Source organism: Diaphorobacter sp. JS3050, from assembly GCF_013154915.1.
In the GTDB taxonomy this organism is placed as follows: domain Bacteria; phylum Pseudomonadota; class Gammaproteobacteria; order Burkholderiales; family Burkholderiaceae_C; genus Diaphorobacter; species Diaphorobacter nitroreducens.
Genome location: NZ_CP053553.1, coordinates 26099 through 38246, shown reverse-complemented (window position 1 = coordinate 38246; position 12148 = coordinate 26099). Strand labels below are relative to the sequence as shown.

The 12148-nt window shown below is 68.5% G+C and carries 10 protein-coding genes; 5 read left to right on the top strand and 5 right to left on the bottom strand.

Going from position 1 to position 12148, the window contains the following annotated elements:
* Positions 1–44 precede the first annotated feature (44 nt).
* Complete coding sequence (locus HND92_RS00160; protein ID WP_012655148.1) at positions 45–347, bottom strand: DUF3297 family protein; 303 nt, start codon at positions 345–347, stop codon at positions 45–47.
* A gap of 476 nt (positions 348–823) precedes the next feature.
* Positions 824–2077, bottom strand: a complete 1254-nt coding sequence (locus HND92_RS00155; RefSeq protein WP_172204954.1) for a nucleoside recognition domain-containing protein — start codon at positions 2075–2077, stop codon at positions 824–826.
* A gap of 54 nt (positions 2078–2131) precedes the next feature.
* Between HND92_RS00155 and HND92_RS00150 the strand changes: the two genes are divergently transcribed.
* The gene (locus HND92_RS00150) at positions 2132–2776 is read left to right on the top strand and encodes a response regulator transcription factor (RefSeq protein WP_011803483.1); all 645 of its coding nucleotides are present in this window, start codon (positions 2132–2134) and stop codon (positions 2774–2776) included.
* 70 nt (positions 2777–2846) lie between these two features.
* On the opposite strand, the gene HND92_RS00145 is transcribed toward HND92_RS00150, so the two are convergent.
* A complete protein-coding gene (locus HND92_RS00145) occupies positions 2847–5501 on the bottom strand; it encodes a PAS-domain containing protein (protein ID WP_011803482.1) in 2655 nt (884 codons plus the stop codon).
* A 169-nt stretch (positions 5502–5670) separates the two neighbouring features.
* Between HND92_RS00145 and HND92_RS00140 the strand changes: the two genes are divergently transcribed.
* Positions 5671–7023, top strand: coding sequence for a dicarboxylate/amino acid:cation symporter (locus tag HND92_RS00140; RefSeq protein WP_011803481.1), 1353 nt, complete (start codon positions 5671–5673; stop codon positions 7021–7023).
* Positions 7024–7091: 68 nt separating this feature from the next.
* Here HND92_RS00140 and HND92_RS00135 read toward each other — a convergent pair whose 3' ends face one another.
* Positions 7092–8069, bottom strand: coding sequence for a recombination-associated protein RdgC (locus HND92_RS00135; protein WP_011803480.1), 978 nt, complete (start codon positions 8067–8069; stop codon positions 7092–7094).
* Positions 8070–8381: 312 nt separating this feature from the next.
* Here HND92_RS00135 and HND92_RS00130 point away from each other — a divergent pair, with 312 nt between their 5' ends.
* Positions 8382–9011, top strand: coding sequence for a Spy/CpxP family protein refolding chaperone (locus HND92_RS00130; RefSeq protein WP_011803479.1), 630 nt, complete (start codon positions 8382–8384; stop codon positions 9009–9011).
* Between the two features lie 140 nt (positions 9012–9151).
* A complete protein-coding gene (locus tag HND92_RS00125) occupies positions 9152–9757 on the top strand; it encodes an acyloxyacyl hydrolase (RefSeq protein WP_172204951.1) in 606 nt (201 codons plus the stop codon).
* 338 nt (positions 9758–10095) lie between these two features.
* Here HND92_RS00125 and HND92_RS00120 read toward each other — a convergent pair whose 3' ends face one another.
* On the bottom strand, positions 10096–11067 hold the full coding sequence (locus HND92_RS00120) for a tripartite tricarboxylate transporter substrate-binding protein (protein WP_011803477.1): 972 nt from the start codon (positions 11065–11067) through the stop codon (positions 10096–10098).
* Positions 11068–11309: 242 nt separating this feature from the next.
* On the opposite strand from HND92_RS00120, the gene HND92_RS00115 reads away from it, so the two are divergent.
* Positions 11310–12113, top strand: coding sequence for an IclR family transcriptional regulator (locus tag HND92_RS00115; protein WP_012655140.1), 804 nt, complete (start codon positions 11310–11312; stop codon positions 12111–12113).
* The last annotated feature ends 35 nt before the right edge of the window (positions 12114–12148 follow it).

The following is a 12148-nucleotide window of genomic DNA, read 5'->3' as shown; positions in this document are numbered from 1 at the left end:
GGGCATCCACCCACCAGCCACCCGATCCCGCCGGGTGGCTTTTTTTATGCCGCGGCTTCCGGCTTGTAGAACACCTCCACGCTGCCCTTGAGGGTGATGAGCAGCGGGCGGCCCTTGCGGTCCAGGGTCTTGCCGGCGGGCACCTTGATCCAGCCCTCGCTCACGCAGTACTCCTCCACGTCGACACGCTCCTTGCCGTTGAAGCGGATGCCGATGTCCGCCGCCTGCTGGAACACGGCCGCCACATGGTGCGGGCTGCGCGGGTCGATGGCCAGGCGGTCGGGCAAGGGGAGCAGGGCGGAGTCGGTCACAGGGAAAGGTCTCGGAAAGCAGTAAAGGGCCTGCATTGTCCCGCAATCCCGGGGCGGCTGTGGCCTGCATCGCGGCGCCACGGCTCCAGAGCTCCTGAAAAAGGAGCAGCTAACGCTGTGTCAGCCTTCGCTTGCGCCGTTTTTGCTCGGCAGTCATTCCGGGAAGGGCGCCTTGTGGATAAGTCTGCGGAGCGTTCTGGCACAACTGGCCAGTTATGCACAGGTGCGGGGCGCATCTGGGGCTTGTCCCCATTTGCGGTACAGCAGGCGCCTGCGGCCGTCCCCATGCTTTGGCGCAGCGCAAGTGCTTGATCTGTCAAACAAAAATCGGCTTGCCCACAGGCCGGTCCGCCCTCTACTACTACGACTATTCTTTATAAGAACTACAAAGAACAACCCGTGGCAAACCGCAGCGCCGCACAAAACCCCTTTCTCGGCCCCGGATTGAGGAGGCTTCGACGTAAAAAAAGCGCCTGACAAGGCGCTTTTTGGGGAAAGAGGGAGGGTTGCGGTCAGCGCAGCAGCGCGTAGCCCACACCGATCGCGGCCAACAGCCCCACGGCATCGGCCACCAGCGCGCAGGCCAGTGCGTGGCGTGTGTGCTTCACGCCCACGCTGCCGAAGTACACGGCCAGCACGTAGAAGGTGGTCTCGGTGGAGCCCTGCACGATGGCGGCCAGGCGCCCCACGAAGGAATCCACACCGTGCGTCTGCAGCACGTCGATCATCAAACCCCGTGCGCCGGCGCCCGAGAGCACTTTCATCAACCCCACGGGCAGGGCCGGCAGGAAGTCGGTGTTCCACCCCAGTGCCGCCACCCCTGCGCCGATGGCCGCCAGCAGCGCATCCATGCAGCCCGCGGCGCGGAACACGCCGATGGCCGCCAGGATGGCCACCAGGTACGGAATGATCTGCACCGCCACGCCAAAGCCCTCCTTGGCGCCGTCGATGAAGGCGTCGTACACGTTCACGCGGCGCCAGGCCCCGGCCAGCAGGAACAGCGCCACCACCCCCAGGATCACGCCCGCGCCGGTGGCTCCCGCAATCTGGGCGGCTTGCTCTGCGGGCAGTTGCGCCAGGCCCGCCACCGCCGCCGCCAGCACGCCGCCCACGGCCAGCAAAGGCAGCAGCAGGCGCGCGCGCCAGATCGGCAGGCGCTGAAAGAGCGCCACCGCCAGCACGCCCGCCAGCAGCGAGGCGAAGGTGACCAGCAGCGTGGGCAGGAAGATGTCGGCGGCGTTGAATCCCGCGCCCAGGCCCTGCTTCAGCGCCACGCTCTGGCGGATGGCGATGACGGACGTGGGGATCAGCGTCAGCCCCGCCGTGTTCATCACCACGAACATGATCTGCGCGTTGCTGGCCGTGCCCGCCGGTTCGCGGTTGAGCGTCTGCAACTCCTGCATGGCCTTGAGGCCCAGCGGCGTGGCCGCGTTGTCCAGCCCCAGCAGGTTGGCGCTGATGTTCATGGTCATCGCGCCCTGGGCGGGGTGGCCGGCGGGCACGCCGGGAAACAGCCGCGTGAGCAGCGGCCCGGCCAGGCGCGCCAGCAGCTCGACCATGCCCGCGCGCTCGCCCACGCGCATCAGGCCCAGCCACAGGGCCATGATGCCGGCCAGGCCCAGCGAGATCTCGAAGCCCGCGCGTGCGCCGTCGAACAGCGCCGTCAGCAGGGCCTGGAAGATGCCCGCTTCGCCCAGCAGCCAGCGCACCACGGCGGTGGCGAACGCCACGATGAAAAACCCCGTCCAGACCCAGTTGAGTGCCATGGAACTCGATGGTAGCGGCTGGCCCCGTCCGTGCGCCGTGGCAGACTGCACCCCATGCCGCCCCCCACCCTGCTCGTTGCCGACGACCACCCGCTGTTCCGCGCGGCGCTGATCCAGGTGCTGCACGAGCGCTTTGCGCCGCTGCAGACGCTGGAGGCCGCCAGCGCCGCCACGCTGGGCCAGGCGCTGCAGGACCACCCCGAGGTGGAGCTGGTGCTGCTGGACCTGGCCATGCCCGGCGCGCGGGGCTTCTCGGCCCTGCTGCACGTGCGCGGGGAGTACCCGCAGGTGCCGGTGGTGGTGATCTCGTCGAACGACCACCCGCGCGTGATCCGCCGTGCGCAGCAGTTCGGCGCGGCGGGGTTCATCCCCAAGTCGGCCCCGGCCGAGGACATGGGCGCGGCCATCCGGGCCGTGCTGGACGGCGGCAGCTGGTTTCCGCCCATGGCGGCCGAGCGCTCCGAGGCCGACGCCGCGCTGGCCGCCAAGCTCGCGCAGCTCACGCCGCAGCAGTTCCGCGTGCTGCTGTGCCTGGCCGATGGCCTGCTCAACAAGCAGATCGCGCATGAGCTGGGCCTGGCCGAGAACACCGTCAAGGTGCATGTGACGGCCATCCTGAAAAAGCTGGAGTGCTACAGCCGCACCCAGGCCGCGGTGCTGGTGAAGAGCCTGGAGACGGAGCCGGAAGCCGCGCCCTGAGCGCAGTACCCTGCCGGCACAAGTTTCAAGCCAAATCGGCCTCTAGCGCTTGTCTGACAAGCGCAAGCAGCTACTGTTTCCGTAGCATCATCTGGCTGATGAGCGCGCGCAGTGCGGACGGGCGCACGGGCTTGAGCAGGTAGCCCCAGCCGCGCTCGGCCGCCTGGCGGCGCAGGGTGCTGCTGCGCTCGGCCGTCACCAGCACCACCGACGGTGCCTGGCCCCACACGGTGCACAGCCGGTCGTACAGGTCGGGGCCGTGGAAGGGCCCCATGCGCACGTCCAGCAGCACCAGCTGTGGCGCGTTGCCGGGCGCGGCCAAGTCCAGGGCCGACTGCGGGCCGCCCGCCAAAGGCACTTCGCAGCCCCAGCGGCGCAGCAGCGCGCCGGTGGCCTCGCAACTGGGCGCGTCGTCATCGATGTACCAGGCCGTGGTGCCCTGCAGGGGCTGGTCGCCCTCGGGCGGGGCGGCTGCGCCCGCGGCGGCGGGGCGGGGTGCGGCGGCGGCATCGGCCAGCGGCACGCACACCCAGAACACGCTGCCGCGCCCCAGTTCGGAGCGCAGGCCAATCTCGTGCCCCAGCAGCTTGCCCAGGCGCTCGACGATGGCCAGCCCCAGGCCCGCACCCCGGTCGCCGTCCTGGCTGTGGCCCTCGCCCAGGCGGCGGAACTCCTCGAAGATCTCGCGCTGCAGGCTCTCGGGAATGCCGGGGCCCTGGTCGTGCACCTCGATGCGCAGGTACCGGCCGCGGCGCCGGCAGCCGATCAGCACGCGCCCGCGGGGCGTGTAGCGGATGGCGTTGGACACCAGGTTCTGCAGGATGCGCCGCAGCAGCGCCTCGTCGCTGCGCACCGCGTAGCGCGTGCCCACGGTGCGCAGGCGCAGGCCCCGGCTGGCGGCGATGATGCCGAAGTTGTGCTGCATCACCTGCAGCAGCGGGCCGAGCGCGAAGTCGCGCACATGCACCTCCAGCTGGCCCGATTCCATGCGCGAGATGTCCAGCAGGCTGTTGAGGATGCCGTCCTGCGCGGCCAGCGCGCCGTCGATGCTGTCGGCCACCTGGCGTCCGGCGGCGTCGTGCAGGTGGCCGCGCAGCAGCGAGGCGAACATGCGCGCCGCATTCAGCGGTTGCAGCAGGTCGTGCACCGCGGCGGCCACAAAGCGGGTCTTGTAGCGGTTGGCGGCCTCGGCCTCGCGCCGGGCGGCGTCCAGGTCGCGCGTGCGTTCGGCAATGCGCAGCTCCAGCGCGTCGGCCAGCGAGCGCAGCTCGCGCGCGGCGTTCTTGTAGCTGGTGATGTCGGCGTAGCTGGTCACGAAGCCGCCGTCGGGCAGCGGGTTGCCGCGGATCTCCAGCACCGTGCCGTCGCTCTTGGCGCTCTCATGCAGGTGGGGCTTGCCGCTGCGCAGGTGCTGCAGGCGCCGCTGGATGGCGTCCTCGGTGGGCGTGGCGCCCAGCAGGCCGCGGCGCGCGTTGTGGCGGATCAGCGCCTCCACCGGCGTGCCCACGCGCATCAGCTCGGGCGGAAAGCGAAACAGTTCCACGTAGCGCGAGTTCCACGCCACCAGGTTCAGGTCGCGGTCGATGACCACCACGCCCTGCGGCAGGTGCTGCAGGCTGCGCGACAGGCCGGTGTCGGCCTCGCGCGCGGCCTGCACGATGCCGTCCTGCGCGGTGCGCAGTTCCTGCGCGTGTTGGCGCAGCACGGTCTCCAGCTCCTGGCGGCTGCGCTGGCGCAGCAGGGCCAGGCGCTGCCGCTGGCGCACGAACAGCACCAGCAGTGCCAGGGCCAGCCACAGGCCCGCGGCCGCACCGGCCGCCCAGCGGCGGGCCTCGATGGCGCTGTCCGCGTGGTGCAGCAGGTGCAGTTGCCAGCCGGTGCCTGCCAGCTCCTGCGTGTGCCACAGCAGCGGGCCGGGCAAGGGGGGCTCCTGCGCGCGTGCCAGCACCGTGCCTTCGTCCACCCGCCGCTCCACCTGCAGGCCCAGCGGCGTGAGGGGCTGACCGGTGTACTGGCGCGTGGCCTCCAGCTCCTGGCGCGCCTGGGGCGTGAGGGGTACCAGCAGCCGGTAGCGCCAGGCGTCGCGGCTGGCGAGGAAGACCACGCCGTGCGCGTCCGAGGCCAGCACCACGTCGGGGCTCTGGCGCCATTCGCGCTCCAGCTCGGTCAGCAGGATCTTGATGGCCACCAGGCCCAATGTCTGCCCGTCATCACCGCGGATCGCCGTGGACAGGAAGTAGCCCGCCTCCCCCGTGGTCAGGCCGATGCCGTAGAACCGCCCGTGGCCCTGCGCCAGCGCCTGCTGCACGTAGGGGCGGAAGTGGTAGTCCTCTCCCACGTTGTTGGGGGTGTCGCGCCAGTTGCTGGCGGCGATGGCGCGGCCTTGCAGGTTGATGAGCGTGAGTGTGGACGAATGGCTGGCGCCGTTGGCCTGCTCCAGCTTGCGGTTGAGCACGTCCACCTCGGCGGGCGTGAGCGGGTGGGTCAGTGCATCCCTCAGCTGCGCGTCCAGCGCCAGCACCTCGGGCAGGGTGCGAAAGCGGTCGATGCGCTGCTCCAGCGCCTGGCCGTACAGCGTGAGCTGGCGCCGCACCCCCTGGCTTTCGTCGTGCAGCGCACGGCGCTGCGCGTACTGGCTGGCCAGCAGCATGCACACGGCCATGCCCGCCAGCACGAACAGTGCGACAAGCGCGGTGAGCAGCGGGCGGCGGCGGCGTAGCGGCATGGGCGGAGTGTCTCTGGGTTTGGTGTCCGTGGGCGGGGCGGGCGCGGCGTCTAATACCAATAGGTTATCGGCGTGGCGGCGATGCAGGGGTACAACCGCGGACTTCCAAAGATGCGCGGCATTGCACGGCCCTGGCGCGTCTTTTTTTCGACCTCCGGAGACACGCCGCATGCATGCCATTTCCTCTGCCGCCCCCGCCCCGTCGGTGCGGCTTCCGTTCTATCGCCAACTGTATTTCCAGGTGGTGTTCGCCATCATCATCGGCGTGCTGCTGGGCCACTTCCAGCCCGAGTACGGCGCGGCGATGAAGCCGTTCGGCGATGCCTTCATCAAGCTCATCAAGATGATCATCGCGCCGGTGATCTTCCTGACCATCGTCACCGGCATCGCCAGCATGAGCCACCTGAGCGCCGTGGGCCGCGTGTTCGGCAAGGCCATGGCGTACTTCCTCACGTTCTCCACGCTGGCACTGGTCGTCGGCCTGGTGGTGGCCAACGTGATGCAGCCCGGCACGGGCATGCACATCAACGTGGCCGAGCTGGACCAGACCGCCGTCAAGGGCTACGTGAGCAAGTCGCACGAGATGACGCTCACCGGCTTCGCGCTGGACATCATCCCCAAGACGCTGATCAGCCCCTTCGTGGGCGACAACATCCTGCAGGTGCTGCTGGTGGCCGTGCTGTTCGGCGTGTCGCTGGCCATGGTGGGCGACGCCGGCAAGCCCATCCTGGACTTCCTGGACGGCCTGACCAAGCCCGTGTTCAAGCTGGTGAACATCGTCATGAAGGCCGCGCCCATCGGCGCCTTCGGGGCCATGGCGTTCACCATCGGCAAGTTCGGCCTGGGCTCGCTGGTGAACCTGGCCGAGCTGGTGCTCACCTTCTACATCACCTCGGCCGTGTTCGTGCTGGTGGTGCTGGGCGCGGTGGCACGGGCCTGCGGCTTCTCGGTGCTCAAGCTGATCCGCTACCTGAAGGCCGAGCTGCTGCTGGTGCTGGGCACCTCCTCGTCCGAGTCCGCCCTGCCCTCGCTGATGGAAAAGATGGAGAAGGCCGGCTGTGCTAAGTCCGTGGTGGGCCTGGTGGTGCCCACGGGCTACTCGTTCAACCTGGACGGCACCAACATCTACATGACGCTGGCTGCGCTGTTCATCGCGCAGGCCACCGACACGCACCTCACGCTGGGCCACCAGATCGCGCTGCTGCTGGTGGCGATGCTGTCGTCCAAGGGCGCGGCCGGCGTGACCGGCGCGGGTTTCATCACCCTGGCCGCCACCCTGGCAGTGGTGCCCGAGGTGCCGGTGGCCGGCATGGCGCTGATCCTGGGCGTGGACCGCTTCATGAGCGAGTGCCGCTCGCTCACCAACTTCATCGGCAACGCCGTGGCCACAGTGGTGGTGTCGCGCTGGGAAAACGCGCTGGATGCCGACCGCCTGCACCGCGTGCTGGACGGGGAGGCCGAGTTCCTGCCCGAGCCCGAACGGGCGGTGGAACCCGTCGTGCTGGCCCGCCACCGGGCCTGATCCGGCAGCGGCCTTCAAGCCAGGCCCCAAGCCCATGCACCGGCAACGGCGCGTGGGCTTTTTTTTCGTCAGAACGGCGCGTCGTCGTCGGGGCCGCTGGCCGCGGCATGCAAGGCCCCGGCGGTTGGTGCGGGGGCGGCAGCAGCGCCACCCAGGCTCGTGCGCCCCTCGCCGCCCAGCGCCGCGATCAGGTCGGGAATCAGCTGCGACAGCTCGCCCGTGGCGATCGCCACGTCGGCATCGAAGCCGCCATCGTCCTGCGTCTGGCCCTCGAACACCGTGTCCAGGAACGCCACCTTCTTGAGCTGCAGCCCCTCGGTCAGCACGAAGCTCACGCGGTCGTCCCAGCTCATGGCGAGCTTGGTGGGCAGCTTGCCCGCCTCGATGTGGCCCTGCACTTCCTCGATGTCCAGCGGGTGGCGGGCGTAGCGAACCACGGCCTTGGTCTCGTCGGGCGCCTTCAGCTCGCACTCGCGGTCGATGGAAAAGCCCGCCGGCGGCTCCTGCTCCTTGAGCCACAGCGCCATCGCCGCCTGGGGGCTGGTCTGCGTGTCCAGCAGCGCCAGCGACAGGCCGGGCAGGTGCTCCACCAGCAGGCTCACCACCTCGTCGGCACGGCCTTGGGCGCCCGTGTCCAGCACCAGCAAGTGCGCCTGTGGGTCGATCCATACCCAGGTGCCGCCCTGCTTGGTGAAGGCCATGGGCAGCAGGTCCAGCTTGGCCTCTTCCTTGAGCTCCTTGGTTTCCTTCTTGCCGGGCTTGCGGCCGGTCTGCTGCTCGATCTGCGCGGCCTTTTCCTTCACCTTGCGCGCCAGCACGGTGGCCGGGAGCATCTTGGCTTCCCATTGGAAGCGCAGCATCCAGTGGCCGCCCACGCTCTCGGCCAGCAGCCCGTGGGCCTCGCCGCGCGGGGGCACCCAGCCGCTGGACTTTTCCTGCGTGGCGCCGCACTCCTGGAAGGGCGCCTTGGCCAGCGCTTCCTCCAGCTGGGTCAGCTCCACCTGCCATTCGGGGGCAATGCGGTACACGATCATGTTCTTGAACACGGGGAGATTCCTTTTGAAATGCCGGCCCCGCGCCAGGGCTGCACGACGGGCGGGGCGGTGAATGGTCCTGATTTGATAGCTGTCAGCGCTTATTGGATAAGCGCTGGAGGCACTTTTTGCATAAAACGACTGTAGCCGGCATGGTGGCGCATGCCGGGTGAATAGCCGAACTTTACACAGGCGCAGAATTCGCTCACGGGCGCGTTACACACGCGGCGCACACTGCTTTGCAAGCGCAGGGTGCAGTGTCCCCCATTCGGGTGGACCACCAGGCGCCCATCACTTCCTGTGTGAAGCAAGAAAGGAAACACCATGGCCCGTTTCAAGATCACCCAGCGCCTGGCCGCCACCGCCGTGGCGGCCGCTGTGCTCGCCGGCATGGCTGTGCCCACCCTGGCGCAACCCGGCCCCGGCCCAGCCGCCACCGAGCAAGGCGCATCCCAGGCGCAGCAGCGTCCGCGCCAGCGCGCCCTGACGCCCGAGCAGCGCGAGCAGTACATGGCCCAGCGCGCCGAGGCGTTCAAGCGCAAGCTGCAGCTCACGCCCGAGCAGGAGCCCGCATGGAACAGCTTTCTGCAGTCCATGAAGCCCGACGCCGACGCACGCAAGGCGCGGCTGGATTGGCAAGGCATGGACCAGCTCACCACGCCCGAGCGCATCGACCGCATGCGCGCGTTGCGCTCCCAGCGCGCGGCCGAGATGGACCGCCGCGGCGACGCCGTCAAGGCCTTCTATGGCACGCTGACGCCGGCGCAGCAAAAGACCTTCGACGCCGAAGGCAAGCGCATGTACCGCCACTGGGGCGGCGACCACCCCATGGGCAAGCGCTGGGGCAAGGACGGTGCGCGGGGCGACTTCCGCGGTGACGGTCGCGGCATGCGCCACCAAGGCCCTGGCCCGGGCGCAGGCGCTGCTCCCGGCGCGCCGCTGACGCCGCAGTAAGCCGGCCCAGGGCCGGGTGCGCATCCGCTGCGCCGGCCGCGGGCTGCGGGCTGCGGCTCCGGCCTACAGGGCGGCTGGGCAGTGGGGGGCTGCAGGGGTTATATAGTTATATATTCAGGTAACAACAACACCTCGCAACCATGCCTACCATCGCCCGCCGCAGCGCCTTTTTCCGGCGCACCGCCCTTCTCTCCCCGGTGCCTTTTCTCGCGGCCGCCGCCGCGTGCCTCACGGCCCCACCGGCCCTGGCGCAGCCGTCAGAGGACCGGGCCTACGCCCCTTCGGTCTACGTGCAGGGCGAATGGGCGCGGCGCCAGACGGATGCCATCACCATCGGCGCCACCCTGCCCTGGGGCACCTGGCGCCGCCCGCTGTGGGGCGGCGAGCTGCGCGGCCATTGGGATGTTTCACTCAGCCGCTGGTCCTTTGACGGCATCGGCGGGCACAACAGCGCGGTGGTGGTGGGCGTGGCGCCCACGCTGCGCCTGCGCCCCGACGAGGGCCGTTCCCCCTGGTTCTGGGAGGCCGGCATCGGTGCCACCGTGGCCAGCCACCGCTACCGCGTGCAGGACCATGAGTTCAGCACCCGCTTCAACTTTGCCTCGCACCTGGGCCTGGGGCGCAATTTCGGCGCACAGCGCCAGCATGAGCTGATGCTGAGCGTGCAGCACTTGTCCAACGCCAGCATCAAGAGCCCGAACCCCGGGGAGAACTTCCTGCAACTGCGCTACGCGTTGCACTTCTGAGCGGACTGTGGACAAGCCTGGGGATGCGGCGCTGGTCATCTGCGCCTTGTCCACAGCACCCGTCCCACCGGCGCAGTTGTACCCATTTCAGGCCGGACTTGACCCGGTGCCGGGACACAGACTTTGCAGTAGCGCAAGTACGCGCCGCCATTCAGAAAAAGCGGCTTGTCCACAAAATGGCGCGGGCTCTACTACTACCACTATGAAGTAATAGACACATTCATGAATAACCGGAGCGATGGCCGCGTGGGTCAGGCCGTCGGCCGGTGTGCTTCATTATTGATAGCTGCCAGCGCTTGCCCATCAAGCGCCAGCAGCCATTTTTCCTGCAAGCCGGGTTATTTGGCCAAGCCAAGCTTTTCGATGATGACCTTCTCGGTCTTCATGGTGTCCAGCGCGTACTGCTTGTAGGTGGCGCTGTCCATGTAGTAGGTGTCCATGTCGAACTTCGCCAGGGACTCCTTGTAGTTGGGCATCTCCATGGCCTTCTTGAAGGCGTCGTGCAGCACCTGGGTGATCTTCGGGTCTGTGCCCTTGGGCACCACCAGGCCGAACGGCGAGGTCTGCACCAGGTTGATGCCCACTTCCTTGAGCGTGGGCACGTTGGGGAAGCGGGCCGAGCGCTTGTCCCCCCAGACCGACAGCACGCGCAGCTTGCCCTGCTCCACGTACGGCGCCCAGCCGGGCGTGTCGGCAATCGACATCACATGCCCGCCCAGCACGGCCTGCAGCGACTCGGAGTTGCCCTTGTAGGGGATGTGGTTCAGCGTCACGCCGGCCTGCAGGGCGATGTTCTCCATCGTCAGGTGCAACGTGGTCAGCGCACCGGGCGTGCCGTAGTTCAGCTTGCCGGGGTTGTTCTTGGCGTAGGCGATGTAGTCCTGCATGGACTTGATGGGCGAGTCCGCGGGCACCACCAGGCCGAAGGCGTAGCCCGCCAGGCCGATCACGTATTGCAGGTCGGTGGCCGGGTTCCAGTTGATCTTCTGCGTGTAGGGCAGGCGGAACACCGGCAGCGGCACCTGTGCGAGCGTGTAGCCGTCGGCCGGGGTGCTCTGCATCATCTGCGCGGGCAGCACGCCGCCGGCGCCGGGCTTGTTCTCGATGATCACGGGCTGGCCCAGGATCTTGGAGGCGTTCTCCGCCAGCACGCGGAACGGCACATCGGTCGAGCCGCCGGCGGTGAAGCCGATCAGCACCTTGATCGGGCGGCTGGGAAAGCGCTCGGGTTGCGCCAGCGCGGGGCCGGCCACGCAGCCGGCGGCCAGCAGCAGGGACAGGGTGCGGCGGTTGAGCAAAGCATGGGTCATGGAGGGAGTCCTTGGGTCTATGGCCTCCGGCGCTGCGATCAACCCGCTGTGCAGGCCGTGTGCTGTGGAGGCCTTCAGGTAGCGTGGTTTCTCTGTGCGAAATTCATGGAGGCACGGGAGAAGTGGCGTGATTTCAGTATCCCCCTGATGAAAAACCCTTCTCGCTAGGGAAATCCATGAGTCGGTGCAGAAAAGTTGCGATGAAATAATTCCGCTAAGAGAAATTTACCTGGAGAGTGGGAATGGCGCGCACACGGAACATCGACTTCGACGAAGGCGCGGACAGCCGGCGATTCGTGACCGCGCTGGCCCGGGGGCTGGACGTGCTGGCGTGCTTCCAGGTGGACGAAAAATGGCTCACCAATGCCGAGATCGCCGCGCGCACCGGCCTGCCCAAGCCAACGGTGGTGCGCCTGGCCTACACGCTGTGCGTGCTGGGCTACCTGCGCCATTCGCGCGACAGCGGCAAGTACGCGCTGGGCGACAGCCTGGCGGCACTGGGCATCACCATGGTGTCCAACCTGCGGCTGCGGCGCATTGCACGGCCCTACATGCAGGACTTCGCGGACCGCTACGACATCTCGGTGTCGCTGGGCATCCGCAACGGGCTGTCGGTGCTGTACGTGGAAAACTGCCGCTCGGGCACGCCGCTGTCGCTGGGACTGGACCTCGGCGCGCGCCTTCCGGTGGCGGAGACGGCCATGGGCCACGCCTTGCTGGCCGTGATGGAGCCGCGCGAGCGCGAGCGGCTGCTGGCCGAGATCCGCCAGGCCGAAGGCGAGCGCTGGCCGCAATTGCGCCAGGCCATCGAGACCGGGTGTGCCCACTGGCGGGCGCGTGGCTTCACGGTGGTGGTGCGCGACTGGCAGACGGACATCGCGGGCGTGGGCGCCGCCATCCGCCAGCCCGACGGCCGCGTGATCAGCTTCAACGCGGGCGGCTCGGCCAGCAAGTTCCCGCGCGCGCTGCTGGAGCAGGAGATCGGCCCGCAGTTCGCGCGCATGGTCAAGGGGCTGGAGCCGTTCGTGCGCAGCGAGGAAGCGTAAGCTATCGATTAGATAGCTGTCAGCGCTTGCTGGAC